This window comes from Chitinophaga sp. sic0106 (assembly GCF_019219075.1).
Classification (GTDB): Bacteria; Bacteroidota; Bacteroidia; order Chitinophagales; family Chitinophagaceae; genus Chitinophaga.
The window spans coordinates 254,292-281,249 of record NZ_JAHUWJ010000002.1 but is presented as its reverse complement, the minus strand read 5'-3'; the positions used below and the strand labels follow the sequence as shown (position 1 = coordinate 281,249).

Sequence of the window (26,958 nt, the reverse complement as noted above, 5' to 3'; positions counted from 1 at the left end):
TAAATTGACTTTATTTCCAGTAAGTGTTTTGGATCATTTTTGAATTTGCCTGCAACTCCGCATTCGGGATAGGCATGCAATAGTTTTTCAGCTCAAAGAACCGGCTTTCCAGCAGCACGGGGCTACCGTATACTTTAGTGGCACCGGAAAGTTTGATGCTGGCGCCGTAAATCTTTTTAAAGTCATCTTTGTCTGCAATATGCCAGCGGCGCACATCCCAGAAGCGCTGATCTTCGAATGCGAATTCGATTCTCCTTTCGTGGCGGATGCGCTGGCGCATCTGATCCTGGTTAAGACCTTCCGGCAGTGCAGGCTGTTTAGCACGTGTGCGGATGGCATTAACGGCATTGTACACGGTAGCATCCGGGCCTGTTGCCTCGTTTTGTGCTTCGGCATAGTTCAGCAGTATTTCCGCATAGCGGAGATATTGCCAGTTCTGATCGCTGCCGTAGGTAGCATCGCCGAGGAAGTTGAAGGATTCGTTGCAGGCTTTACGCACCAGGTAGGTAGTTTGTGTTTCGTATAACCCCGCATTCGTTTGATCGAAACCGTTAGCATAGGTTTGCAAAACAGATCCTCTGTAGTTAGCGCCATCATAGGCTACACTGGCGTAAAACCTGGCGTCCCTGTTAGCATAAGGAGTGGCAGGATTGTAAAGGTCTGACCCCAGCGGTAATTTCCCATCCGTCATCTCATAATCATTAATGAGGTTCTGGGTGGGATTGCTCCTGGAAAAACCACTCATAGAACCTACGGCCATATCCCGGTCGTAAGTATGCCCTCTCTCCTTAGCCATATTATTATGCTGCACAGAGAGGATACATTCTGCGTTGTTTTTTACTGTAAACAACGTTTTATAATCAGGATACAAACTGTAGGTTCCCAAATCCATCACTGCCTTGGCAGCAGCTGCTGCAGCCTGAAACCGCCCTGCATACAGGAGTACACGCGCTTTGAGCGCCATAGCTGCACCTTTGGTAAGGCGGCCGGAAGGGCTGGTGAAGCTGGCAGGAAGCGAGCCTAGTGCGGTTGCCACCTCGTCCAGTTCTCCTGTGATGTAATTCACAGTTTCCCTGCGGGTGCTGCGGGGAATGTTGAGTGTATCCGTACCATATTGTTGTGCTTTTTCTATCAGCACTACGCCAAGTGCATCCTCATACCCATCTACAAGCCCTGATGGCGCCGCAGCGCCGGAAGCTTTGATTGGATCATCTCCAAAAAAGTTCAATAATTCCGTGTAGTAATATGCACGGAAAAATCGGATTTCTGCCTTCATTTGCCTTTTGAGGACAGAATCACCTTTCACTCCATCAATGTGCGCCAGGAAATCATTTGCCTTACGGATATTTTGATACGTGCTGGTATAGTAACCATTGAACGGCGCGTTGGTGGCATTCCAACTGGCATCCATGGTAAGAGGTTTGATAAAAAATATATCGTTTGCCAGGCCGTTCATACCATCATCAGTAGCGGCTGACAGGTAGTACCCACGGGTATAACCACTTTGCAGTGTCGAATAAAAATAGTTCACATAATTACCTACCAATCCTATATCATTCCACACGGTGATTTCGTTGATACTATCCTGTGGTTTTTTATCAAGAATATCTTTTGTGCAGGAAGCAAAGCAAACCAGGCCACCAGCCAACAGACCGAATATTATATTTTTTTTCATGACATTCAGGTTAATGGATTAAGAAATCAGAAGCTAACGTTTACGCCTGCACTGAGTGTTTTCTGCGGGCCGTAAGGCGTGAGGTTATCATTTTCAGGATCAGTGAATTTCACGCGGGAGAATACCAGCAGGTTACCTCCCTGCAAATTGATCACCACGTTATTAAATCCTGCTCTTTTCAACCATTGCGGTGCAAGCGAGTAGGCCAATCGCAAATTACGTAATCGCAGGTAATTGCTATTTAATCCATAATAATCTGACACACGGGTATCACTGGCTACCGATCCCAGCTTAGGCCAGGTAGCATCCGTATTTTCCGGCGTCCATCTGTCCAGCTGGCGGGAGTCGTAGTTGGACCATGTTTTATACAGGTAGATATTTGTGTAATCACCTATCCCCTGAAAGGTAAGGTCGAGTGACAACTGTTTCCAGGTGCCCCCCACTGAAAATCCATAGTTCAGTAAAGGCATACTGATATTATCCTTCACCATCACATCCTGTTGGTCAATGATATGATCCCCGTTCAGGTCTGCATATTTTATATCGCCCGGGTTGATGGTGGTATTATTTCTTCCATCCTGTACCGCCCATGCATTTATTTCTTCACGCGTCTGGAATAATCCTAATGATTTATATACACGTGTGATATTGGCGCCCCAACCATTTACCTGTCGGGTGTCCCAGGCTGGCAAGCCGCTCTGCTCACCGGAGAAATCAGTAATTGTTTTGGTATGGGAGATATTGCCACGTACGTAATAGCTAAAATCTTTGGAGATTCGATTGTTATGCGTAAGCGATAGCTCGAAGCCACTGGTATGATTGCTTCCCCTGTTTACCCTGGGCGTGTTGGCTCCGAAAGTGAGTGGAACATTATCAGACACAGAGATGAGAATATTGGTGTTATTCTTACGATACACATCAAACTCGGCGCCCAGTAAGCCTTTAAACAAACTGATATTTAAGCCTACGTTGGCAGCTTTGATTGTACCCCAGGTAATATCGAGATTAGGTGCGTTGTTGCCCGGGTATACGGATGGCACATAGTTGCCACCGAACACGTACCCGTTTTTCCCGGTGGTAGAACTTGGTCCTGAGTTCTGACCAACGCTGAAGTTGTAAAGATAGGAGCTATATCCAGAGCCGGTTTCATCACCTGCCATCCCATAGGAAGCGCGGATTTTCAGCTCATCAATCCAGGAAACATTATCTTTAATAAAGTGCTCTTCTGACATACGCCAGCTGGCAGATACCGATGGGAAGGTTCCCCAGCGATGGCCCGGCGGATAGTTCACAGATGCTTCTGAACGGAAGCTCGCATCCACATAATACTTACCATTAAAGGAATATCCTACACGGCCTACATATCCTACCCTTCCAAACTCAGTAGCAGTACCGTTATTGGTAGAGTTGGTGCTGGCATCGCCGGCAAAGATCTGGTCGATACTGGAAGAAAATATATTGGACCTGGCAGCACTGAGTGTACTGGAATTAGATTCATTCGTGGTATACAACAACATACCCGTTACACGGTGTAAGCCAAAGGAACGGTCGTAGTTAAATCCAAATTCGGTATTGGTAAAGTTAGCGCGGTACAGGCTTTCGTTGATGTTCGGTTTAAGATCTGCACCTTTATTATCTACCCCTGATACGGGAATATACTGTCCATTGGCATTTTGCCGGTACAGTTTATAGGGCGTATTAAAAGTTTTATCTCCGTAATTATTCCGGTCAAATGAAGCCATGGCATGCGCAGTCAGACCTTTTACAAACGGGATGTTATAATCCAGGCGCAGCTTACCGTTGAAATAATTACCCGTTTTGCGATAGTAGCCGGAGCTGGATTCCTGTACAACGGGATTAGTGATAGTGCCTGTATAATTAGCTGCCGGCAGCCCATTACTGAAATAAACCGGCTGCAACGGTGATGCCAGGTATACATTATTGAGGATACCATTGGAGCCAATGGCCGCAGGGTCATTCAGCTGTTCATTAACGAAGCGGATATCGAGGCCTACTGTCAGGTTCCTCGTTACTTTTGCATCCACATTGGAGATGAGGGTATAACGTTTGAACGCATTATCAGACACTAAAGAACCCTGGGCATTATAGCCTCCGGCCAAATAGTATTTAACGCCTTCCGTACCCCCGGAAACATTCAGGTTATAATTTTGCCCTTTAGCCCAATCCTTCAGCGCTGCTTTTCTCCAGTTGGTATTGGCATATTTATCCGGATTAAGCCCGAGCCTGATGGTATCCAGGGTTTCATCTGAATACACAATGCCTCTGTTGGAGTTTAGGGAGAATTCATTTTCCAGCAAGGCCTGCTGATAGCTGTCTACAAACTTAGGCTGCTGGGTAGGCTGGGACCAGGTGCTGTTAGCGGTGAAATTAAAAGCTGTTTTTCCTTTCTTCCCTCTTTTGGTAGTGATGAGAATAACACCGTTACCACCGCGTGATCCATAGATGGCAGTGGACGCTGCATCTTTCAGCACCGTAACCGATTCAATATCTGCGGGGTCCAGGTCGTTGATGCTGGCTTGCCCGGCAAAACCTCCGGTGCTGTTATTATCATTCAACGGCACCCCATCTATTACTATCAGTGCAGTATTTAAGAAAGAGGAACTGCGTACCAGCAGTCTCGATCCGTCCCTGCCAGGGGAACCGCCGGATTGCCTGCCAAACAATCCCGGTATGGTGCCTATCAATGCATTACTCAGCATAGGAGTAGGCATCTGCGTAATGGTTTTATTGTTCACTGTACCCACTGCATTCGTCAGTGCTTCTTTTCTTTTAGTGCCGTAGCCCACTTCCACCACTTTTACTTCGTCCAGGTTATTGATGTTCTGGCTCAGCGCAATGTTCACCGGCTGTCCGTTGAGTGCAATTTTTTTAGGATGATATCCTACAAAGCTGACCACGACTTCAAATTCCTTGTGATCCATATTTACATTACGTAGTACAAATCGTCCGGTATTGTCTGTCAATACCCCCTGGCTGCCGTTTACCGCCCTGACAGTTACGCCTGTCAGCGCTTCCCGGGTGGTGGAATCATATACATACCCCCGCAGCTCCGTAGCCTCTAACAATGCCGCTGCAACCTGCGGAGACGGCTGTCCCGCTCCCGTAGCCAGTTTCTGCGCTGCCGCACCGGCAGGTCGCTGTATGATCATGTAGGTATTGTCACTTACATACACAAACAGTAGGTTGGCTGGATACAACACCCGTTTCATCACTTCTTCCACCGGCAGCTTTGGCAGGTCAGTCACATTAATATTGGTAGACTGCCCTTTGAGCAAATCCGCTTCAAACACGAAATGTGTACTGTAACGTTTGGTAATCTGTTCCAAAGCCGATGCCACCGGAATTTTTTTACCACCATTGACTGACTGGCCATAGGTTGCCACCGTCAGAAAGCTGCATAGCAATAGCAGCCAAAATTTCATTGAAATTTTTTGCATAAGAATAAGTTGGTTAGCGTTCTGATTTGGTTGAGCCGACTAATTACGTTGTTTGAAAATCAGCATGTGATCTTTTTTTTCAATGTTCATCTTTAAAATTCCGGACAGAATGAAAATGATATCATCTTCATTGTTAACGGTAATATCACCTTGAATCTTCTTATTTAAAATAGTTGAATCTGTAATCGTTGACTGATAACCGTAGGTATCTTCCAACAGCTGTGTTATCTGTTGTACGGTCATATTGTTCATGATCAGCTGCTTATTTTTCCAGGCGCTGACGGTGTTTACCTCTTCTGTTGTACGTTGCAGCTGTTGGGTGGTTTCGGTAAAGCGGGCTACGTCTCCCGGTTGTAATAACAGCTGCTGGCCCTGATGGGATTTCAGTTGCACGGCGCCGGAGCGTAATCCAACTTCGGTAACGCCGCGTCTTTCCTTCACATTAAACACGGTTCCCAGTACCTCTACGTCCAGGTGTTTCGTGTGCACAATAAATCTCTCTGAAGGGCTTACCGGCAGGGAGTCCTGCTTCAGGTGGCGCACTTCAAAATATGCTTCTCCGTTCAGCCAAATTTCACGCGGCTGTCCGTTTTCCCAATTCTTTTTATAGGAGATGGTGGAGTTCGCGTTGAGCAATACCTCCGAACTGTCTGGCAGCATGATGCTGGCCAGTTTACCATATTCGGTATGTACCTTTTTATCAGCCAGCTGAAAATAGGCAGTAATGCCAACTACTAACACCGCAGCGGCGGCCGCCGCTACCATCCAGCGTTTGCGTACCACCCGAAGATGTGATTGGTGTGTGACCTGTTCAATACTGGTTCGGATGGACTCCCAGACTTCCGATTCCGCTGTGGCGGAAGGCAGGATGCGTTTGGCAGTGAGGAGCAGTTGCAACTCCGCTCTTGCAGCCTGGAACTCGCGCAGGTTGGGCGGTGCTGACTGAACATATTCCTCCCAGGCATCACTTTGTTCCCCGCGTACGAAGCGGACAAAGCTGTCATCGTCCAGGAAATCCTGTTTATTATATTGCTGATACAACTCACTCATAACTACACTGGCAGCCTTCCTATAGAAGGCTCCTTTCTCAATAAACACCGGGGGGATTCAGATCACCCCATGGAAAATGAAAAAAACTTTAATTTTTTTTCAGCTGGTAAAAACTGAAAAATCCAAACAGGGAAAAAGGAAGTAAACTACCTGCTGGCAGCGACTTTCAGCAGGCATATCAGCGTAATGAGGGAGATATCCATTATTTCCCGCAATGCTTCAAGGGATCGGGCGGAGAGTTTATAGGCACCTTTTACGGAAACATCCATGATAGATGCTATTTCTTTATAATCTAACTCCTGGTAGTAGCGAAGATAAATAATTTCCTTTTGCCGGGGGGTGAGCTGCTCCATGGCAGCTTGCAGTGCGGCGAGTTTTTTCTCATTCACTTCCCGCTCTATATAAGCGGCTTCCGGAGAAAACTCCAGTTCAAAATCATAATCATCTTCCAGGTTGTTGATGCGGCGGCGCTTCTCGTCCCTGAACTTATTATATATAATTGCACGCAGGGAAAACAGGAGGTAAGGTTTGATTTTGGTGGTGGCGGCCAGTGAGTTCTTATTAGTCCATATCTTCACAAATAGTTGCTGAATGCACTCTTTCACAAAATCTTCCTCCTCAGAAAAACGCATGCCGTACTCGTACAGCATAGAAAAGTGCGAACGGTATACCTGCTGAAATGAGTGGTCGTCGCCCGCGAGGAGCAATTGCCATAATTCATTATCATTGGTTTGTGTTAGCATGCCTATTCAAAAACACCTTCCGGGAAAATGTGGAAAAATACAACCATTTCCTGAAATATTTAAAATAGCGGCGGTAGTTTTTATATTACAAATGCGAACGGGCCCAAGTTGGGCCCGTTCGCATTTGTATATTACTTTAGCTTATCGCTGACCAAACAGTGGAAACACAGCGGATTCCACATGTTCTCTCTTCATAATATCATTCATCTCTGCCACAATTTTTGGATACTGCGCAGCCACATTATTTTTCTCCTGGGGATCGGTAGTTAGTTCATATAACTCTAGTCCTGCTCCGGGATCTTTCTGCACATTGTATTTCACTCCTTTCCAGTTGCCCATGCGTACTGCCTGGCGGCCGTTGTTTTCATGGAACTCCCAGTACAGGAAAGGATGCTGTTTTTGTTTGCCTTTGCCTGTGAGTTCCGGTACAATGGAGATACCGTCGATATTGGCCGGGGCTTTTTGTCCTGCCAGTACAGCGAAGGTGGGCATCATATCCCAGAAAGCTCCTGCGTAATCGGAGGTGGTGTTAGGCTGGATTTTACCGCTCCATCTGGCAATGAAAGGCACTCGGATACCGCCTTCATACAAATCTCTTTTGATACCCCGGAATCCACCGCTGCTGTTGAAAAACACCGGATCGGCGCCCCCTTCGGCATGCGGGCCGTTGTCGCTGGTGAAAATCACGAGGGTATTTTCATCGAGTCCCAGCTCTTTCAGCTTAGCCATCACCTGGCCTACGTAAATATCCAGCCTGGTAACCATTGCGGCAAAGTTGGCGTGCGGATATTGCTGGGATACATAGCCGTGCTTACCACCGCCGGTATTATATTCAATGCCCTTGTATGGTTTTTCCGGGTACTTGCCTTTAAACTGTTGCAGGATACTGTCTTCCGGCACCAGCAGCTCTGCATGCGGCAGGTTGTAGGTGAGCCAGAGGAAGAAAGGCTGGTTTTTATTATCGTCCATAAAGCGCAGTGCCTGTTGCTGGATGCTATCCGGGGCATATTGTAACGTATGTTCCAGATCGCCGTTGGCGGTGAGTTCCACGCGGGTATCGTTGTTCCAGAGGTGAGAAGGATAGTAACGATGCGCTTCGCTCTGACAGTTATAGCCATAGAACTGATCGATGCCCTGTGTGATGGGATCACCTTCAGATTTCACCGGCCCCAGGCCCCATTTACCGAAGGTTCCGGTTTTGTAACCACCTTTTTTCAGTACTTCAGCCAGGGTGATCACGGTATCGGCAATAGGCTGCTGGCCTTCCGGCTTCATTTCTTTGTTGCCTCTGATGTAGGTATGTCCGGTATGTTTTCCGGAGATGAAAGAGCAGCGGGAGGGCGCACACACGGAGGTGCCGGCATAAAACTGGGTGAAGCGCTTCCCTTCAGTGGCCAGTTGGTCGATGTTGGGGGTCGTGAATTGCTTTTGTCCGTACACACTGAGATCGCCGTAGCCAAGGTCGTCAGCTAAAATAAAAATGATGTTGGGCTTTTTCTGTTGGGCAGCCAGGGGCGACAGGCCAACTAACCCTGCCCCGAGCAGGGCGGTTAATCCGATTCTTTTCATTGTTATCATGCACGCGGTTTTTTCTGGAAGCTAAATTAACGTTCAAAGTACACTTATCATAGCCAGGGGCGATCTTATATTATTTTTTTACGAAGATTATAGCAAAATTGCTCATATTGCAGCCTACCTATAGCAATCAACTTAACAACTACAATGGCTAAATCAGAAGAGCAGCATCTTAAGAGAGGGCTGCAAAACAGGCATATACAGCTTATTGCCCTGGGAGGTGCTATCGGAACGGGTTTGTTCCTCGGCATTGGTCCTGCGGCGGTGCTGGCCGGTCCCTCCGTTATTTTAGGCTATGCCCTGGCAGGTGTCATAGCATTCTTTATTATGCGCCAATTGGGAGAAATGGTGGTAGAAGAGCCGGTTTCCGGCAGTTTCAGCCACTTTGCCTATAAATACTGGGGTACCTTTGCCGGTTTTGCTTCCGGATGGAACTATTGGATCTTATATATTCTGGTGAGCATGTCGGAGCTGACCGCCATTGGCGTTTATGTTCACTTCTGGTGGCCGGAAATACCACTGTGGGCCAGCAGCTGCTTCTTTTTTGTGGCTATCAATGCGCTCAATCTTACTTCTGTTAAAGTATACGGCGAAGCAGAATTCTGGTTCTCCATTGTAAAGGTAGTGGCCATCATCGCCATGATTATATTTGGGGTATACCTGCTCGTTAGTGGCAGCGGTGGTCCGCAGGCAACGGTGGCCAACCTCTGGAACGACGGGGGCTTTTTCCCTAAAGGCCTTATGCAGGCCGACGGGCACGGCGGCTACCAGGGATTACTGGCGGCCATATCGCTGATCATGTTCTCCTTCGGGGGATTGGAGCTGATAGGCATCACCGCTGCGGAAGCGGATCAGCCGGAAAAAACAATTCCGAAAGCTACTAACCAGGTGATCTATCGTATCCTGATTTTTTACGTGGGTGCGTTGATTATATTATTCTCCCTATCTCCCTGGAAAAGCATAACTACGGACAGCAGTCCGTTTGTGATGGTATTTGAAAGTCTGAAAGGCTTCCAGTTCACTATGTTTGGCAAAACTGTTTACTTCACCAGCCTCATTGCCAATGTACTCAACCTGATTGTGCTGACAGCTGCGTTATCGGTATACAACAGTTGTGTATATAGCAACAGCCGCATGTTGTACGGCCTGGCAGAACAAGGCAATGCGCCAAAATTTCTCTCTAAACTCAATAAAAACAGTGTACCGGTGCAGGCCATACTCGTTTCAGGCCTGTTTGCTGCCATCTGTATTATTGTAAATAAGCTGATGCCGGAAAAAGCGCTGGAAGTATTGATGTCGCTGGTGGTGAGCTCCCTCATTATCAACTGGATCATGATCAGCGTAGTGCACCTGAAGTTTAAGCAAAACAAACAATTACACCAGGAAAAAACAAAATTCCCTTCCTTCATATACCCGGTTTCCAACTACATCTGCCTGATATTTTTAACGGGCATACTGGTGCTGATGTGGATTACCGGAATGAAGCTGCCGGTGGCACTGATGCCAGGCTGGCTGCTGTTTCTGTATATCTGTTATATGATTGTAAAGAGAAATAAAGCCAGTTAAACAACAACTGACCGGGCATAGACCTGTTCGCGAATAACAGGGTACTGGTGGTACCCTGTTATTCGCGAACAAAACCTGGCACTGCAGAACCAGCAGAACGAAGATGTACCACCAGTACCCTGTTAACCGCAAACAAAGCCTGGCATTGCAGAACCAGCAGAACGGGATGTACCACTAATACTCCGTTAATCGCGTAGGGTAAAGGCTAAAAGCTCCTCACACAAAATGCACCCCATACTTACCACAAATAGCTGCCACCGCAGCCAGATCAGGTGGACCTACAGGCAAACGTCCCAGTTCATCAAACATATGTTCTAACCCCGAAGGATACACGCTGCATTCTACCCGTGCAGGGCTATTACCTGTTATTTTGAACCCATGTGCCACCCCTTTCGGCAGAAAAACCATATCACCTGCCTGTAAAATGTGTAAATCGTCTTCTACCATAAATTCTACCTCACCGCCGATCACATGAAAAAATTCATCTTCATTCGTATGCCTGTGCTTGGGAACCTGTACCCCTGGCGGATTTTCCTGGATAAACGTGGTAAAGAGTCCTCCGGTATCTTCCCCGGTAAATTTAAAAGTTTGATTATCTCCCAACACTACCAACCGGGAGCCTTCTGCTGATCGGATAACTTTACTTTTCATAAGGGTATGTTTTGGGTTTATATTTGATAGAGATGTGGGGTATCAACAAATTACTTTATCTAACTGTAATATACAAAAAGACCCATGAGCGTTAAATTGTTTTTAATCCGCCACGGCCAATCCCTGTGGAATCTGGAAAACAGGTTCACCGGCTGGAAAGACATAGACCTCTCCGAAAAAGGGGTGCAGGAAGCCATTGATGCAGGTAAGGAATTACGGGGCGAGCCGATAGATATTGCTTTTACATCTACCCTGATACGGGCCCGGCATACGCTGGACCTTGTGCTGCAAAACTGCGGTGAAACAGGCATCCCTGTTGTGATGGATAAAGCACTGAACGAGCGCGCCTATGGCGACCTGGAAGGCCTCAACAAAGCTGATACCGCAGCGCAATACGGCGAGGCGCAGGTGCATATCTGGCGCCGCTCCTTCAGCACACGCCCGCCAGGCGGAGAAAGTCTGGAAGATACCTATAATCGCGTGGTACCTTATTTTATGCACACCATACTGCCTCATATGGAAGCAGCAGAAAATGTGCTGATCGTAGCCCATGGCAATAGTTTGCGTGCACTCGTGATGTTTATTGATAATCTGACACAGGAGGAAATCCTGCAAAGAGAGATAGCTACCGGCTTTCCGCTGACCTACCATTTTAATCGCGCCATGATGGATAGCTTACGGGCACGATATGGCCTCACTATTTAGTGCGGTTAATAAAATCAGTCTTTAAATGTAACCCGGGCTCCTGCTTGGTTTCAGATAGTACAAACAGACTCCGGATTTTACGGATATTATCCAGTTTGGAGAGTTTATGGGAATAAAAACCATCATAGGCCTCCATGTCAGCGGTCACAATTTTGAGGAGGTAATCGAACTGGCCACTCATCTTATAGCACTCCTGCACCTCCGCAAAGCCGTTTATGCTTTCCTCAAAGGCCGATAATCTCTCGTGCCCGTGCATATCCAGCGTAACGCTGGTATAGGCCACCAGCGCGTTTCCCAGCTTATTTTTGTTGAGTACGGCAATGTAGCCCAGTATATAACCTTCTGCTTCCAGCCTTTTCACACGCTCGAATATAGCAGTAACAGACTTCCCCAGCTTTGCGGCAATCTCCTTATTGGTGGTGCGCGCATCCTGTTGAAGTATGTCCAAAATACACATATCGAGCATATCGGGGATGAAGGCCATGTCTGATTTTCTCCAAAAATAGGTATCCGGTCACAAATGCTGAAAAAAATTCCGAATCAACACCCTAATTCGGATTTGTTTTCGGTGTTGGGAATCAATCGATTCAGGAACCCGTATCGGGGGATACCTTCATTGCCTAAACAGCAGGTTATGAAAGATCATATAATTCTCCCACTCGAAGCCGTGACGATGGAATCGCTGCCGCTCGTAGGTGGCAAATCCGCCTCCCTCGGTGAAATGATAGGCAACCTCACCCAGGCAGGTGTGAAAATTCCAACCGGTTTTGCCATTACCACCAAAGCGTATTACGACTTCCTGCAACATAGCGGGCTGGAAACCTATATCCGCGAACAGATTACCCATATTGACTTTGAAGATATTACCAGCCTGCGCCGCGCGGGCATGCGTATCCGCCAGGCTATCAGCAGCACCCGCTTCCCATATGAGCTGAGCAGCCAGATTATTGACGCTTACAATGAGCTGTCCCGCGAATACGGACAGGATCAAACGGATGTGGCGGTACGTAGTTCTGCTACTGCGGAAGACTTACCAGACGCTTCTTTTGCCGGTCAGCAGGAAACATTCCTGAACGTACGCGGCCCTGTTGCGCTGATTGACGCTGTCAGAAACTGCTTCGCCAGCCTCTTCACTGACCGTGCCATCAGCTACCGCTCTACCTTTGGCTTTGATCATTTTAGTATAGGCTTATCCGTATGTGTACAGAAAATGGTGCGCTCCGACCTGGGGGCTTCCGGTGTAGCCTTTTCCCTCGATACGGAATCTGGCTTCAGGGATGTAGTGCTGATCAATGGTTCATGGGGTTTGGGAGAAATGGTGGTACAGGGCGCCGTGAGCCCGGATGAATTCATTGTTTTCATACCCTTGCTGGACAAAGGTTATACGCCCATCGTAGAAAAGAAGCTCGGACAGAAAGATAAAAAAATGGTGTATGGAGAAGGTGGTGATGAGAGAACGAAAATTATTCCGGTAGAAAAACAGGCCTTGCATAAGTTCTGCCTCAGCGATGCGCATATTATACAGCTGGCCTCGTGGGTGAATTGCATTGAGGCTTACTATACACAGAAGAAAGGCCACTGGTGCCCGATGGACATAGAATGGGCGCTGGATGGACTTACCAACGAACTGTACATCGTACAGGCAAGGCCGGAAACCATTCATTCCCGAAAGGATCATAATAAGGTGAAGTCGTACGTGATCAATGACAACGGTGCGCCCCGCGAGGAAATCGTACGCGGTATCGCCGTGGGTGATAAAATTGCCGCAGGCCATGTCAACATCCTGTTTTCACTGGATAACAGGCTCAATGCGGGGCTTGGCTTCCAGCCCGGAGATGTACTGGTAACCGACATGACCGATCCTGACTGGGAACCGATTATGAAAATGGCGTCGGCCATTGTTACCAACAAAGGAGGAAGAACTTGTCATGCTGCTATTGTTGCCAGGGAGATGGGAATTCCGGCGATTGTTGGCTGCGGCGATGCCACCGACAAACTCACATCAGGGCAGCCCATCACCATCAGTTGCGCAGAAGGGACCGAAGGTGTGGTGTATGATGGCATCCTGCCGATAGAAGAGCTGGAAATGGACTTATCCCTGCTGCCGCAGGTAAACACCCAGCTGATGCTGAATGTAGGCACGCCGGCCATGGCATTTCAATATACCCATTTGCCTAACCGGGGCATAGGTTTGGCAAGAGAAGAGTTTATTATTAACAACTATATCAAAGCACACCCGCTTGCGTTACTAAACCACAGGGAGTTGAAGGATGCAGATCTCACCAAAAAAATAACGCAGCTGATAAAGGGGCATGACAGTGAATCTGATTACTTCATTAACCAGCTCGCATATGGTGTAGGCAAGATTGCCGCCTCCTGCTATCCGGAAAAAGTGATTGTGCGCTTCTCTGATTTTAAGAGCAATGAATATTTCAACTTACTGGGAGGTAAGTATTTTGAGCCGGCAGAGGAGAACCCGATGATTGGTTGGAGAGGTGCTTCCCGCTATTATTCCGATGCGTACAAACCAGCGTTCCGCCTGGAATGTGAGGCGATCCGCAAAGTACGTGAGCAAATGGGTTTAACAAATGTAGTGGTAATGATTCCTTTTTGCCGTACCGTAGAAGAGTTGCAGAAAGTACTGGGTGTAATGGAAGAATTTGGCCTGAAACGCGGCGAAGAAGGTTTGGAAGTATACCTGATGGCGGAGCTGCCAAGTAATATTATAATGGCGGAGGAGTTTTCGGAATTCATTGACGGATTTTCCATTGGCTCTAATGACCTCACCCAGCTCACCCTGGGGCTGGACAGGGACTCCAGCATAGTAGCCCCTTTATACAACGAAATGAATCCGGCGGTACAGCGCATGATTGCCAGGCTTATCAGCGTGGCAAAAGAAAAAGGTGTAAAGGTGGGCATCTGCGGCCAGGGGCCCTCCGATTTCCCTGAGTTTACGCGGATGCTGATCAGCATGGGCATTGACAGTATTTCCGTTACGCCTGATGCGGTAACTAAAACGCTGAAAGCCATCCAGGAGGCAGAGTTGGAAGCAGTAGAAATTTAACGATACATCTATCTGCATATGGATTTATTTTACTAAATTTATTAGCAAAATACATCCATATGCAGCAAAGGCTAACACTTATAACATTAGGCGTGAGGGACCTGAGTCGCTCATTGAAATTTTACGAAGAAGGATTAGGCTGGAAGAAATCATCTGACAGCCAGGATGCGGTAGCCTTCTTTTCGCTGGGAGGCATGGTGCTTTCTTTATTTGGCTGGGATTCGCTGGCAGCAGATGCCAACCAATCTGCAGCGGGTAATGGCTTCAGAGGAATTACGCTGGCTTACAACACCCGTAGCCGCGAAGAAACCGATGCTGTACTGGCGCTTGCGGCAAAAGCCGGCGGCACGATAGTAAAACCGGCAGAAGAGGTTTTCTGGGGAGGCTATAGCGGCTATTTCACAGATCCTGACGGGCATTTATTTGAAGTGGCGCATAATCCATTCTGGGAAATGAATGAGCAGGGGCAAGTACTGCTGCCTTAAGATATTTATGAACAGCTACCCCGGGGGTATTTACCCACCATAGCTTCCGGAGCATGAAAATGCTGATTATCGGATACCCACACATTGACCGATGTACAGCTGGCACAAAAGGTGCCGGCTGTGTGGGTTCCAGCCTTTCCTCCCCAACAAGATAAATTTGCGGCAAATGAGCTGCGGAGTGAGCGCAATTTTTAATACTTTTGCCCTCAACCCAACTAATTTTTATCGCTTATGAAATCGTTAGCCATTGCTTTTTGTTTGTTGATGTCTTTCTGCTTTACTGTTGTAGCCCAGGATTCAACCGGTTACTTACGTACTTCGCAATACATCAATGCTATAGACCAGCTCACTATGGGAACAAATATGGTGTACAACTTTACTACCACCGCCAATACAGTTGGCACTCCTTACCTTTATGACGGATGGGCTTACATGTGGCTGGATTCACTGGACAACAAACCGGTACAGAAATCAGTTATATATGAAGCCAACCTGGATCTGCAAAAGAATCAACTAATCATCAAGGGAGGTAACGGCAAAGCCTTTGCGCCGGAGATCTATAACGTGCAGGCGCTGCACTTCAAAAAAGGAGATGAAATGCGCTTCTTTGTTCGTGCCTACCTGAACGGTTCCATGAAATTTGTGGAACAACTGTCATCCACAGGAAAATATACTTTACTGAAAGATGTAGCCATACTGTACTCCAAAGCAGATTACGTGGATAAAGGTATGATACAAACCGGTAAACTTTACAATGAGTTCAGACGCAAGTATACTTATTACCTCGTGCAAAACGATAAGGCTACCAAAGTGGTACTGAAGCGTAAAAACATCCTGGCCGCATTCGACAATGATCCGCAGGCAGCAGAAACAGCCAAGAAATTCATGATTGCCAATAACGGCTTTGATGAAGTAGTGCTGGCGCAGGCGGTGAATGCAATCAATATGGAAACAACTACTAAATAAGCAATGATTTCTCCCGGCCGGTGGCCGGGAGAAATCATTGCAAAGGCCGGGCCTCCCAGCCTTTGTAACAATGAATATTCTTATCTACCCCTTCAAAATAATTTTGCGGATTCCGGGATTTTCTCCACATTTACACCGTAATTTCAACCACAATGGAATCTGACAATTCGGACATTATAACGTTCCTCACTGCCTACATCTTATCTAAGTTCAATACTTCTCCGCCTCGCGCATAAAATACTTCTGGCATACCTTTTGGATATATAGCGCCACAAAAATTAAAGGGGGCCCCTTTGATGTATGACTTCAGCTACATAACCATCTGATGTAATTTTCAACACAAACATTTCTAACATCCCTAACAATGGAAAACGTATCTACACTTACGTGGGTAATAGCTATTGCTGTGCCCATACTACTCCTGGTATTGCATAAAGTCATACTTCGTATGCTCTTTGGCGTTGTGATTGTACCGGAGGACCGTATTGGTCTGGTGACCAAAAAATTTGTGCTGCTGGGTAAGCAGGAACTGCCGGAAGGCCGCATTATTGCTACAGACGGACAAGCGGGTTTCCAGGCGCAAACACTGGCCCCCGGCATCTATTTCTGGCGCTGGATATGGCAGTACAGCGTGTCGTTCCAGCCGTTTACCATCATCCCTACCGGTAAGATCGGACTGGTGCTGGCAAAAGATGGTATGGAGCTGGAAACAGGCTCCATACTCGCCCGCAAAGTGCCTTGCGACACCTACCAGGACGCAGCCGCATTTCTGAAAAATGGTGGGCGTAAAGGGCGGCAAACAGCCATCATCACACCAGGCTCCTATCGTATCAATACTTTCCTGTTCGAAGTGGAGTTAACAGACAGTATCACAGTGCCTGAAAATGCAGTAGGTATTGTTACCACACTTGAAGGTAAAGCACTGGAAGCCGGCTCAATCGCAGGTAAACATATTGACCATCATAACAACTTCCAGGATGTGGACACCTTCCTGGAGAATGGCGGCTACAAAGGGTTACAGGAGCAGGTAGTACTCGCAGGTTCCTACTTTATCAACCCCTGGTATGCGCGTATTGAACTGGTGAAAATGACGGAAATCGCGATCGGTCACGTAGGCGTGGTGATCTCCTTCGTAGGTAGTGATGGCATAGACCTCAGTGGTGCGGAGTTTAAGCATGGTAACATCGTCAGCAAAGGCAATAAAGGTGTATGGGCCGAACCCCTGGGACCAGGTAAATACCCTATCAACCCTTATATCATGAAAGTAGAACTGGTGCCTACCACCAACCTGGTGCTCAACTGGGCCGCAGCCCGCAGTGAAGCACACCAGCTGGATAAAAACCTGTCTACCATCACCGTGCGTAGTAAAGATGGTTTTACTTTCAACCTGGACGTAGCACAGATCATCCACATCCCTACCAACGAAGCACCTAAAGTAATTGCGCGATTTGGTAACATGAGCAACCTGGTAACGCAGGTGCTGGAACCTACTATCGGTAACTATTTCCGTAACAGTGCGCAAGGGTCAGATGTGATCGGATTTTTAACCAGTCGTAAAGAACGGCAGGACTCTGCTAAGGAACATATCGGCCACGTGCTGGAACAATATAACGTACACGGCGTTGACACCCTCATCGGCGATATCGTACCACCGGAAACACTGATGAAAACCCTCACCGATCGTAAGATTGCAGAGGAGCAGAAAGTGACCTACGACACGGAAAGACTGGCGCAGGAAACACGTCAGAAACTGGAAAAAGAAACGGCGATTGCAGAAATACAGAAGGAGATCGTAAAGGCCGACCAGGGTGTTTGGATCGCTGAACGTATCGCCGATGCCGCAGTGAAAAAAGCTACCGGTGACGCCAACAGCGTACGTTTGCAGGCAACCGCCGAAAGCGACCGCATGAAACTGATGGCTGCCGGGGAGGCCGAAAAAGTACGCTTGCTTGCGAAAGCAGAAGCAGAACGCACCGAATGGACCGCGAAAGCCGATGCAGAAAAAATCTCCCTCATCGGTAGAGCAGAGGCAGAAAAAATTCTTGCTACCGGTCAGGCCAGCGCAGAATCGTACAAGCTCGCCGTAGAAGCAATGGGTGGTGATAACTTCACCCAGCTGAAAGTGATGGAAGCCATTGGTGAACAAAACATCCGCATCATGCCTGAAATCCTGATAGGCGGCGGAGCAGATGGCACCAGCGGCCCAATGTCCGGACTCCTCGGCCTAAAGCTGCTCGAAGATGTAGCAAAAAGAAAGTCAGATAAACAAAACGAGCAGTAACTGCTGCTCGCCTTCCGCCATCTATAGCCACCGAAGCGCTGCGTCTGCAGCGCTTTTTTTATTTCCCGAATAATTCCGACACGCAAAGAGGCTGTATCAAAAGTATGATACAGCCTCTGGTCATTCGCATGCCTGATGAAGTCAGGCAATTGTTTACGTCGTTTATTTTTGATGCAGCACAATTATTTCACCAAACTATTCAAATACACTTCCAGGTTTGTATACCCTTTATCCAACTGATGACCATTACCATCCGCCACTTTCGCATTCAGCCCGTTGGCTTTTTCCCAGGCGTCCGGCATCCCGTCGCCATCTGTATCCTGCGGAGCAGGTACTGATTTGAGCTCCGGGTAGCCACCCGCTTCGGCCGGTGTATCTACAATCCCATTTTGTTTTTTACCATTTGTGGAGATGCCGGATTCCACTTCGCGAATGATACGCGTATCCACCGCGTCTCTCCGTAGGCTGGCACCGGCGGAGGCCAATACTGCTTTATAGGCATTGAGCGCATCTGTGGTGGTGACAGCGCTCACTTCGAACGGCACCTTCACCACGGCTGCTGCAGGATCGTTACATTGTACGCCCCCATTCGTATTAGCGGCCGTTACGGCAGGGTCCTGATAAACGAAGTTACCATCTACATAAAACTGCCCATAGGGCTCAGAAGGATTAATAATCCTGCTCCTCACTTTCTTCTGTGTAGCCGGGCCTGCTTTGTAATAGTTGTTCACCATGTTATATCGCCCTTTCTCCCCACCATAAGAACTATTGAACCCCCAGTTATACACTACGTTGTTGCGATAGTCCACCAGTTCATCCGCACTATTGGTAGTGCTGCTGGAACCACTGAAACGGGGATTACGGCTGTTATTATTAGCGATCAGGTTGTGATGAAAGCTGGCCTTCCTCCCACCCCAGATACCACCATATCCATGTGCCCCTTTGATATGAAACGATTCATTCAGCGCTTCTGCCACCAGGCACCACTGCAGCGTGAAATTGCTGTTATAGTAGAAGGATGCACATTCATCCATCGCCCAGCTTACGGAACAATGGTCAATGATAACGTTATCTGTGTTGCGGCCGCCAAGGGCATCGCCTTCCTTATGGGAGTCATCTCCCAAACGGAAACGCATATACCGGATGATAACATTGTTAGCCTCTACATAGGTCGGATAGTTGCGTACACAAATCCCATCGCCCGGAGCCGACTGCCCCGCAATGGTGACATCGCCTTCCTTAATACGAATGGGAGATTGCAGCGGGATGGTGCCGGACACACCAAACACAATGGTACGCGGCCCTTTGGCAGCTAATGCCGCCCGAAAACTACCCGGACCATCGTCTTCCAGGTTGGTAACATAGATGACTTTTCCATTCCGTCCGCCGCTGGCAAACTGCCCAAACCCTTCGGCACCAGGAAAAGCCTGCTGCTGCGCATTAGCATCGGCAGCTAACAGGCATCCTCCCATCATCATCTGCCAGAAAAAATTTTTGCTGATGAATTTCATATGAATAACGTGTTAAATGATTTTTCTCGCGAAGGAGGGTATTTTATCTTTTTTTCTCGCAAAGCAGCAAAGCAGGAAAGCAGCTAAGGATTATGTTTTGTTGGTTATGATTTATTCTTAAATGGTCAGCCATTGGCTGACCATTTAAGAATAAGGAGGAGACCTTCGGTCTCCTCCTTATTCAGATAAACTTTTTGGAACAAATGCAGGCCTTTGCTGCTTATGCCCCTTATGCTGCTTTGCGAGAAAAAAAGATCGCGAAGGCCGAACGCCCTTATCTCCACCGCGGATCACCGGCAATTGATTTGCCAGGGAAGCCGCTGTCCTTAATTCTGAAGATTCCGTTATATGGGTCGGTGAACAGCGCTGATACAGTGCTGCTATAGGCCGTTACACCAGGTATCGCATTAGCTGTTGCGGAATAGTCACCAGTAGTATAGGTACTGCTGGAAGATATAGAAGTACCGGTACCTGCGCGTGCGCCCCTTACCGTTATTGCACTTCCATTGATCCTTCCATGGCCAATGATGCAACTATTGAACTTAATACCACCGGTTACGTTGATGGCGTTGAAGTCCACCAGGTAGGCGCTACCGCCGCCCTGCGGCGCTTCGTTGATGGTGCAGTTAGTAAATTCTACTGTTTCTGCCTGTTTAGCGCCCACTACTACCTTCTGCATTTTATACAAAGTGCTGTTGGTAAATTTAATATTAGCCAGGGCCGATTGTGCATTACCATTTACAACTCCGTAATCTGCAATACTATCAATCACACAATTGTTAAAGCTGATGGTATTGATGGCTGTACCTGCTGCATCTGCTGTTTGTACGCGTACCACACCACGGAACATTTCCAGGTTGCAGGATTCAAACTTCACTTTACCAATGCTGCCGGCTTTATTGATGTTCATCACATAAGAACCGGTATATACGGCACCTTTCAGCGTTACTTCCTGGAATTGCAGAGAGTCAATAGTGGCACCGGCAGTCAGGTTCATGGCGCTGTTAAACGTAATGACCGGATAAGCAGGATTAAAACTAATTTCAGCTACAATGCTCAACGTCTTGTTCAGCACTACTTCTGAGGTGATAGCGTAATTTTCTGCACGTCTGAGGATGATGGTGCTGCCGGAAGGCACCACGCCAATCGTATCCATCAGTACAGAAGGGCGACCCGTGATTTCAGAAAGATCTATCACTGCGCCGTTTGCAGGCACACCACTTTTGGTAGTGAAGGATATATAACCTTTGCTTTTTCCTGCGGCATCATATATCTCTACATTATAGAGTGTAGCTGCTTTGAGACCATTCACCTGAATGTGCCCGGCCTGACTGGCAACTGCATCCAAAGGCACTGTAAGCGCCGGTAAGCCGTTTGCTTTCAGTTCCAGCTTCACGAAGCCCGCAGCTGGTTTCCAGCTGATCACAGCTGCCTTGTCGATGATATCGGTAGCAGCAGGATTGATCAGCCATTGTTCCCCGGAGATGGAGAAGCTTTTGCTGGTCAGCCAGTGCGAATTTTTCGTACTATCGGCATCGTTAGTGCGTATTCTTACAAAATATTTCGTACGCGGTGTCAGGTAGTCATCACTGATCCTGATGCCGGAGGTATCTGTCGTAAACCGATGTTCGTAGGTAGCGAAGGTAGTATCCTTCGATAAATCCACCGTGTAGGTAGCCTTCGTGGTATATAGTGCGGCCTTCCAGGTAAGGATAGCCACAGTATCTTCCGAAGAGATACTGATATCACCGGATGGCATGAATGCACGCGGCATGGCCAGCTCATCTTCGGTACGCTTGCAGGACCACAGGCCAGCTACTGCCAGCAGCAGTACTATGATGGAATTATATTTAAGTCTGATAGTCATGATAGGGATATTTATTTGTAACCAAAGTTCTGCTCAAGTTTGTAATTACTGTTCATCGCATCCAGCGGAATCGGGAACAGCTCTTTCTTGTTGGCTTCGAAGTAGCGTACATACCCTTTGCGGTCGCCGCTGATATAATCTTCATTTACAGATGCCCGCCATGCTTTGGAGGTGTATCCTGATCCGCTTGGTGCAGAAGCGGTACCGAGGCCCGGCTCGAAGAATACTTTGGAAGCTGCGCCACCATACAGATCCAGCGTAGACATTTCTTCTGCGGAGGATTTCACGCCGTAGGCGGCTGCTTTGGTATAGATATATGCCGGTACGTTAGCATATCTGCCGGTACCATTCATAAATTCACGCAGCTTATCTTTAGTTTCAGCAAATTTTGTTGCTAACAGGTTCCACCTGATAAGGTCATATTTACGGATACCCTCACCACCAAACTCCAGTAATCTTTCCTGTACAATAGCTTTGAAAAAACCTTCTTTATCCTGTGGCACATCCGGAACTCTGCTCTCAAATCCTGCGTAGGCACGTTTACGTACTTTCAGCAATGCATCCTGTGCAGTAGCAGAAGGTGCACCGTTGATTTCGTTGTCCGCCTCTGCATACATCAGCAGGATATCTGCGAAACGCAGAATAGGCCAGTTTACAGCCAGGTTCTGTGCGGTTCCGATGATGCTCGTCCAGGAACGTCTGAACTTACCATCCGTCATGGCAGCACCGGTAGTAGCGATTTTTTTGCTGTCCGCGTCAATTTCAAAGCTGTTAAGGGTTACATCTCTCCTAACATCCCCGATAGAATCAAACTCATAGAAATAGGTTGGAATGGCATTGATACCACCGCCACCACCACCATACTTTGAGCTGGCATTGTGACGCATACCGTTGTAATATCCCAGCTTACTATCAGAGCTGGCGTTACCACCAAACGCACCCACTTCAAAAATCAGCTCATGCTCATTATCCAGTCTGGTAGCGGAATGCAGGGTTTTAAAGAGATTTTCATATACCGGGTTCAGGGAGTGTTCCGTAGGATGATCCATGATATCTTTACACTCATCCATCGCTATCTGGTAGTACTTTTTGTATTCACTTCCGCGCTCCATCGTTTGGGATGTGCTACGGAGTGCATAACCACCACGCGCCAACGCAATTCTTGCACGCAGGCCTTTTACGGTAGCTTTGGTTACACGGATATTCTGGTCGGGCGACTCACTTCTCCACGGCACCATATCTTCCGCAGTGGCCAGGTCGGCGATGATGTGGTCCAGGATACTATCCTGGTTGGTACGCGGCAGGTAAGGATCGGTAAGGTCCGCAGCCGGTACAAAATGCGCAGGCAGATCCCCCCAGTTACGTACTGCCTCATAGTAAAACTGTGCACGTAAGGTCAGCGCCTCACCCAACATCTTACGCATCATTTTTTTATCATTCTCCGAGCCGGAAGTATATGGCTTGGACAATGGAATATACTTGATACAGTTGTTGGCACGTTCGATCCCTTTAAACAGCTGGTTAAAGCAGTTGGGCAGGTCAGTATTGGAAGGACTGGCACCATAGCAGCTGATACCCCGACGGTCGTCCGCGTTATAGTCGCCGGAAGTTCTGAAATCATCACCGGATTGCGGGAACAGCGTAGCAATACGGCTACCGTAACCGTTATCCCCGATCAGCATGGCATAGGTACCAACGATGGCGCTGTTGGTGTTAGACACGCTGTTGAAAGTATCGTCCAGCAATACAGTAGAGGGCGAGTCTACTGTCAGGTATTTTTTACAGGATGCCACGGTAAGCATACCAGCAGCAGCCACGATTGTATATAAAGTACGTTTACGCATAATGAGTCACAATTAAATTCTTAGAAAGAAGCATTAATACCAGCCAGGATGAAACGGCTACGTGGATACGCAGAGTAATCAACAGACGGTGTCAGCGGATTATTGCGACGGGTATTAGCCTCCGGATCAAACCCACTGTACTTGGTGAAAGTATACAGGTTATTAACGGTAGCGTATACACGGAAACGAGAGAATACATTCGTACGTTTCAGCAGTTTATCCGGCACGGAGTAACCCAGTGTGAGGTTGCTGATACGGAGGAAAGAACCGTCTTCAATGGCAAATGAATGCAGGAAGTAGTTACCACCTGGTGCGGACCAGTACTTGGTATCTTTATTCAATGCTTTCAGCGCTTCAGGATCTGTTACTTTCATGCCATTGTCGTCATACCATTTCCACTGATCTTTCATGATCTCCAGCAGGTTATTGTCTTTATAAAGGTACTGCGTGGTAAACTCCATTCTGTTGGCATTGTACACTTTGTTACCGTAGGAGAAGTTCAGGAAGATGCTCATATCAAAGCCATTCCAGGTAAACTGGTTATTGATACCACCAAAGAATTTAGGTTGTGCATTGCCCAATACCGTTCTGTCGTTGGCACCGATAATCATGTTTTTATCGTCGGTGAGTTTTTTCAGCTTCAGGTCACCCGGCTGAGGATCTCTGTTGCCTAAGGCTACTGCGCCGGCGTTAGGCACATCTGATTTCAGGGTATACTTCTGGGTAGATGCGTTGTAATCAAAATCATCCACACTGTAGTAGCCATCCGTTACGTAACCATAGAACTGACCAATAGGTGAGCCTACCTGTACGAGGAAATCGTTCAAACTGTTTACCCATCCGGATTGTGCGAAGTAAGAGTTCAGCGGTTTGCCACTTGGATCAGTACCTAAGCTAACGATGGTATTTTTATTATGTGCGATGTTGAAGCTTACATTCCAGTTGAATTTCCTCTTAGCAAAAAGGGAAGCATTCACCTGTAATTCCACACCGGTATTTTTAGTTTTACCTACGTTCTGCATCTGTGTGGCATAACCGGTAGTTTGCGGAATCTGTACAGCCAGCAGGAGGTCGCGGGTATTGTTGTTATATAAGTCAAGGGTTGCGTTGATTCTGTTATCCAGGAAGCTCACATCCAAACCGAGGTTACGGGCAACCGTTGTTTCCCATTTGAGACGTGGGTTGGCGAGTGCTACCGGCGCCAGGCCTGGTGTTACCGCTTCTTCAAAAGCGTAGCTGGCAGTTTTAGGATCAAACACTGTGCGGAACAGGTCATTGGCAATACGGTTGTTACCGGAAGTACCTAAGCTGGCGCGGAATTTCAGATCTGACAACCAACTGATATTTGCTTCTTTAAACCAGTTTTCCTCTGCCACACGCCAGGCGATTGCTGCGGATGGGAAGAAGGCAAAACCATTGTCGTAGTTGAATTTGGAAGAACCATCATAACGACCGGTTAAGGTGAGCATGTATCTGCTATCGTAGGAGTAGTTTACTCTGCCGAAGAAGGAGATCAGGCGGGCCTGCGATTCACTGGTGGAGGCAGGGTCCTGGATATATCCGGAAGGCGGCGTTGCTTTATCGATACCTGCAAAAGCCTGTTCCGGCGTGAGGTCCACCGGCATAAATTTAACGGTGGAGTTAAAAGTAGTGGCTTTTGTTTGATATAACTCCTGACCAAGCAGCACGTTTACATTATGCTTTCTGGCGAAGGTGTGTTTATAGTTCAGCGTGTTGGAATTAGTGAGGGTGGTAGTTTCACCGGTAGTAATATTAACTACGGCCAAACCTGCGTTGCTACGGGCAACACTGGTCACTTCACCATTGTAGGTATTTGCACGGCCATTGTTGGCAGTGATACCTGCCACTGACTTGAAGGTCAGGTCTTTGGTGAGGTCATAACTGAAGTAGCCGCTGAAGTTACCGTCATTGCGGTAATCATATTTCAGTTCGTTGTGTGCCAGTAATACCGGGCTGGTGAGGTTGGTGAGGTTGGCATATTCCGGATCGAATACATCCACCACATCTTCCTGACCTGTACCTATAAATGGTTTGTAACGAACGGAGTTACGTAAACGGTTGGTACCCTGGGAACCTGTATTGGAGGTACCTACACCGTCTACACGCTGACGGCCGTAACGTGCCGTGAGACCCACTTTCAGCCTGTCGGAGGCCTGGTGGTCAAATCGGAATGACAGCATATTGCGGCGATAACCTGATTCGAGCATTATACCGTCGTCTTTCAGGTTATTCAGGGTGAGATTAAAGCTGGTGGTTTTAGAACCGCCGCTAACGGTTACTACGTTCGTCAGGTTTTTTGCATCCCGACCAAACACTTCATCCTGCCAATCGGTAAACGGCATATTTTTGTATAATTCCAGGTCTTCCCAGCGGCCGTATTTATCACGGAAACCATTGGCCGTAGCTTCATCTGTATTGTAGTTATATACTTTGTACTGATACTTTACATAGTCATAAGGTTTAAGTACGGGCAGTTTGTTGACGATGCTGCGCGTACCGGCATAACCATCATAACTAACCTTCGTTTTCATTTCCTTACCGCCTTTGGTGGTGATGATGACCACACCGTTTGCACCGCGTGCACCGTAGATGGCTGTGGAAGCGGCATCTTTCAATACATCGATGCTTTGGATTTCCTGTGGAGAGAGCAAGGAGAGGGCATTTTCTACCTGGATACCGTCTACAATGTAGAGCGGAGAGTTATCCTGTGTGATGGAACCGCCGCCACGTACGCGGATGAGGATTTCTGCGCCAGGGCGACCTTCCGTAGTGGTTACCTGCACACCGGCGAGGCGGCCTGCCAGTGCTTCCGCCACGGTGTTGGCCGGAATGTCTTTTAACTCTTTGGTAGCATTGATGCTGGATACGGAACCCGTAAATTCCCTGCGGGACATGGTTCCATAACCTACCACCACCACTTCATTCATGTTGGCATTGGTTTGATCCAATGAAACATTGAGGGTTTGACCAGGTTTTACAGGCAATACTTTAGACTGATAGCCTATGTAGGTAAACTGCAATTCCGCTGCATTGTCATTTGGTAAAGTGATCGTGAAGCGGCCGTTAACATCTGTATTAACCCCTGTTGAAGTGTTGCGAAGGCGAACAGTTACTCCCGGTAGGGGATCGCCTGCTTCTTTGTTGGTGACAGTTCCCTTTACCTGACGGGATTGGGCAAAGCCAGCCATACTGCCACATATAATGGCAACAAGGAGAAGAATTCTTTTCATAAGTGGAAAAAATGATTTAATGTCCGGTGAAGAACTCCTTTCGAATGAAATTTAGGTTGATAGAATCAGCTTTTCAGCTGTATAACGTGCTATATATTGTTGGTGTCTATAGGTCAGGAAGCATTCTTTTGATTAAGTTTCATTAACGTGTCCAATGAAAAGCTGATAGCCTGTTAGTCGGTCAGATCCATAGCTCTGGTAACAAGTTTACTGTCTAATTTTCTAATCGCCAACTGTTTGACCCTATTTATTTACGCAATCGTTCC

General features: G+C 47.5%; 17 protein-coding genes. 6 read left to right on the top strand and 11 right to left on the bottom strand.

The genetic code is table 11. The features are described from left to right. Nucleotides 1-10 precede the first annotated feature (10 nt). From KW844_RS03890 to KW844_RS03870, 5 genes are all read right to left on the bottom strand, one after another. Nucleotides 11-1,675, bottom strand: a complete 1,665-nt coding sequence (locus KW844_RS03890; RefSeq protein WP_218375402.1) for a RagB/SusD family nutrient uptake outer membrane protein — start codon at nt 1,673-1,675, stop codon at nt 11-13. A gap of 26 nt (nt 1,676-1,701) precedes the next feature. After that, a complete protein-coding gene (locus KW844_RS03885) occupies nt 1,702-5,118 on the bottom strand; it encodes a TonB-dependent receptor (RefSeq protein ID WP_218375401.1) in 3,417 nt (1,138 codons plus the stop codon). Between the two features lie 54 nt (nt 5,119-5,172). Next, nucleotides 5,173-6,231, bottom strand: coding sequence for a FecR family protein (locus KW844_RS03880; RefSeq protein ID WP_218375400.1), 1,059 nt, complete (start codon nt 6,229-6,231; stop codon nt 5,173-5,175). Nucleotides 6,232-6,329: 98 nt separating this feature from the next. Beyond that, the gene (locus tag KW844_RS03875) at nt 6,330-6,926 is read right to left on the bottom strand and encodes an RNA polymerase sigma factor (protein ID WP_218375399.1); all 597 of its coding nucleotides are present in this window, start codon (nt 6,924-6,926) and stop codon (nt 6,330-6,332) included. 141 nt (nt 6,927-7,067) lie between these two features. Then, a complete protein-coding gene (locus KW844_RS03870) occupies nt 7,068-8,504 on the bottom strand; it encodes an arylsulfatase (protein ID WP_255578202.1) in 1,437 nt (478 codons plus the stop codon). Nucleotides 8,505-8,648: 144 nt separating this feature from the next. Here KW844_RS03870 and KW844_RS03865 point away from each other — a divergent pair, with 144 nt between their 5' ends. Further along, nucleotides 8,649-10,067, top strand: a complete 1,419-nt coding sequence (locus tag KW844_RS03865) for an amino acid permease (RefSeq protein WP_218375398.1) — start codon at nt 8,649-8,651, stop codon at nt 10,065-10,067. 216 nt (nt 10,068-10,283) lie between these two features. Here KW844_RS03865 and KW844_RS03860 read toward each other — a convergent pair whose 3' ends face one another. After that, a complete protein-coding gene (locus KW844_RS03860) occupies nt 10,284-10,718 on the bottom strand; it encodes a cupin domain-containing protein (protein ID WP_218375397.1) in 435 nt (144 codons plus the stop codon). 84 nt (nt 10,719-10,802) lie between these two features. Here KW844_RS03860 and KW844_RS03855 point away from each other — a divergent pair, with 84 nt between their 5' ends. After that, a complete protein-coding gene (locus KW844_RS03855) occupies nt 10,803-11,423 on the top strand; it encodes a 2,3-diphosphoglycerate-dependent phosphoglycerate mutase (protein WP_218375396.1) in 621 nt (206 codons plus the stop codon). Here the strand turns inward: KW844_RS03855 and KW844_RS03850 are convergent. Beyond that, entirely contained in the window at nt 11,416-11,907 is a 492-nt protein-coding gene (locus tag KW844_RS03850; protein WP_218375395.1) for an Lrp/AsnC family transcriptional regulator, read from the bottom strand. The genes KW844_RS03855 and KW844_RS03850 overlap by 8 nt on opposite strands. 150 nt (nt 11,908-12,057) lie before the next feature. Between KW844_RS03850 and ppsA the strand changes: the two genes are divergently transcribed. From ppsA to KW844_RS03830, 4 genes are all read left to right on the top strand, one after another. After that, nucleotides 12,058-14,487: a phosphoenolpyruvate synthase gene (ppsA, locus tag KW844_RS03845; RefSeq protein WP_218375394.1), complete on the top strand. Its 2,430-nt coding sequence runs from the start codon at nt 12,058-12,060 to the stop codon at nt 14,485-14,487. A 59-nt stretch (nt 14,488-14,546) separates the two neighbouring features. Beyond that, nucleotides 14,547-14,972, top strand: a complete 426-nt coding sequence (locus KW844_RS03840; protein ID WP_218375393.1) for a VOC family protein — start codon at nt 14,547-14,549, stop codon at nt 14,970-14,972. A gap of 231 nt (nt 14,973-15,203) precedes the next feature. After that, complete coding sequence (locus tag KW844_RS03835) at nt 15,204-15,938, top strand: hypothetical protein (protein WP_218375392.1); 735 nt, start codon at nt 15,204-15,206, stop codon at nt 15,936-15,938. Between the two features lie 364 nt (nt 15,939-16,302). Next, on the top strand, nt 16,303-18,219 hold the full coding sequence (locus tag KW844_RS03830) for an SPFH domain-containing protein (RefSeq protein ID WP_218375391.1): 1,917 nt from the start codon (nt 16,303-16,305) through the stop codon (nt 18,217-18,219). A 182-nt stretch (nt 18,220-18,401) separates the two neighbouring features. Here KW844_RS03830 and KW844_RS03825 read toward each other — a convergent pair whose 3' ends face one another. The 4 genes from KW844_RS03825 to KW844_RS03810 form a co-directional block, all read right to left on the bottom strand. Continuing rightward, complete coding sequence (locus tag KW844_RS03825) at nt 18,402-19,730, bottom strand: polysaccharide lyase family 1 protein (RefSeq protein ID WP_255578201.1); 1,329 nt, start codon at nt 19,728-19,730, stop codon at nt 18,402-18,404. Nucleotides 19,731-20,004: 274 nt separating this feature from the next. Then, nucleotides 20,005-21,597 (bottom strand): DUF5123 domain-containing protein, encoded by a 1,593-nt coding sequence (locus KW844_RS03820; protein WP_218375390.1) that lies wholly within the window; start codon nt 21,595-21,597, stop codon nt 20,005-20,007. An 11-nt stretch (nt 21,598-21,608) separates the two neighbouring features. Beyond that, nucleotides 21,609-23,441, bottom strand: a complete 1,833-nt coding sequence (locus tag KW844_RS03815; RefSeq protein WP_218375389.1) for a RagB/SusD family nutrient uptake outer membrane protein — start codon at nt 23,439-23,441, stop codon at nt 21,609-21,611. 20 nt (nt 23,442-23,461) lie between these two features. Next, on the bottom strand, nt 23,462-26,692 hold the full coding sequence (locus tag KW844_RS03810) for a TonB-dependent receptor (RefSeq protein WP_218375388.1): 3,231 nt from the start codon (nt 26,690-26,692) through the stop codon (nt 23,462-23,464). Nucleotides 26,693-26,958 lie beyond the last annotated feature (266 nt).